Origin of the sequence: Cellulomonas septica, assembly GCF_012396155.1 — a bacterium.
Lineage (GTDB): Bacteria > Actinomycetota > Actinomycetes > Actinomycetales > Cellulomonadaceae > Cellulomonas > Cellulomonas septica.
On sequence record NZ_JAAXOY010000784.1, the window covers coordinates 1 to 1,424 of the forward strand.

Here is a 1,424-nt window from a genome sequence, read left to right on the forward strand (position 1 = left end):
GTGCCGCACGAGGCCGCGCCCGAGGACACGGGCACGAGCCGCACACCGGTCTCGGCCACCCGCCCGGCGGGCGTGCGCGGGTTCGCCGGGCGCGCCGTGCTCGGGCTGCTCCGGGCGTCGCTCCTGGTGAGCCCCCGCCCGACGGTCCTGCTGGTGCGTCGCCAGTTCGCCCGCGGCGTCGTCGACCGCACCGCCCGGCTCGACGCGCAGGCACCCGCCGGCGTCACCGCCGTCCTCGACGAGCGGTACGGACCGGGCGCCGACGAGGTCCTCGACGTGTTCCACCCCGACGACGCGACCGGGCCGCTGCCGACCGTCGTCTGGACGCACGGCGGTGCGTTCGTCGGCGGCACGAAGGACGAGCTGCGCGGCTGGTTCCGGCTGCTCGCGAGCCACGGTGTCACCGTCGTCGCCCCGCGGTACACCCGCGCACCCGAGGCGCAGTACCCGACGCCCGTCCGGCAGGTGACCGCGGCCCTCCGGCACGTGCAGGACAACGCCGCGCGGTTCCACGTGGAACCGTCGCGCCTCGTCCTCGCGGGCGACTCGGCGGGCGCGCAGATCAGCGCCCAGGTCGCCACGCTCACGACCGTGCCGTCCTACGCGCGCACCCTCGGGGTCGAGCCGACCGTGCACCCCGCGCAGCTGCGCGGTGTCGTGCTGTGCTGCGGCGTGTTCGACCTCGCCCGGCTCGACCCGCGGTCGCCGCTGCGGGACGTCCTGCGCGCGTGCGGGTGGGCGTACAGCGGCGAGCGCCGCTTCCTCGACGACGAGGCGTTCCTGTCGTCGATGTCGGTGGGGCGGCACGTGACCGCGGCCTTCCCGTCGACGTTCGTCACCGTCGGCAACGCCGACCCCCTGCGAGGGCAGTCCGTCGCGCTCGCGGCGACGCTGGAGGAGCACGGCGTCGACGTCGAGACCCTGTTCTTCCCCGACGACCACACGCCCGCGCTGCCGCACGAGTACCAGTTCGAGCCCGGCAGCGCCGACGCCGACGCCGCCCTCGACCGACTCGTGCGGTTCGTGCGGCGCTGCACGGCCTGACGACGCGGCCACGCACCGGCGTCCGCTCAGACGCACGCGGGCGGTCGACCCCGGCCGTCCGCCGCCGACCGCCCCACCGGAGACGACGAGCGACCGGACGAGCCCCGAGGCACGCCCGTCGCACGCCCCACCCGGGTCGTCCGCACGGGCGACATCGCTCGCTCCGGTTGCAGGCGCGGCCACCGCACCGCACGATCACGTCGCCACTCGCCCCGTTGCCGCCCCGCGAACCGGAGGGCCGTCCCACGATCCCCGTGCCCGACACGTCCACCTCCGTCCCCACGCTCGTCCCGGCGCTCGACGTCCCCACGCGGTCGACCGACCCGCAGGTGGTGCGGCTCGCGGCCCTGCTCGACACGCTGCGTGACGAGCTCGTCGAG

Annotated in this window: 1 protein-coding gene; it reads left to right on the top strand. The window is 76.4% G+C overall.

What is annotated here, in order from left to right; all coding sequences use genetic code 11:
* Positions 1–1,044: alpha/beta hydrolase (locus HGA02_RS19125; protein ID WP_168680951.1), on the top strand; the 1,044-nt coding region annotated here is incomplete at its 5' end.
* Between the last annotated feature and the right edge of the window lie 380 nt (positions 1,045–1,424).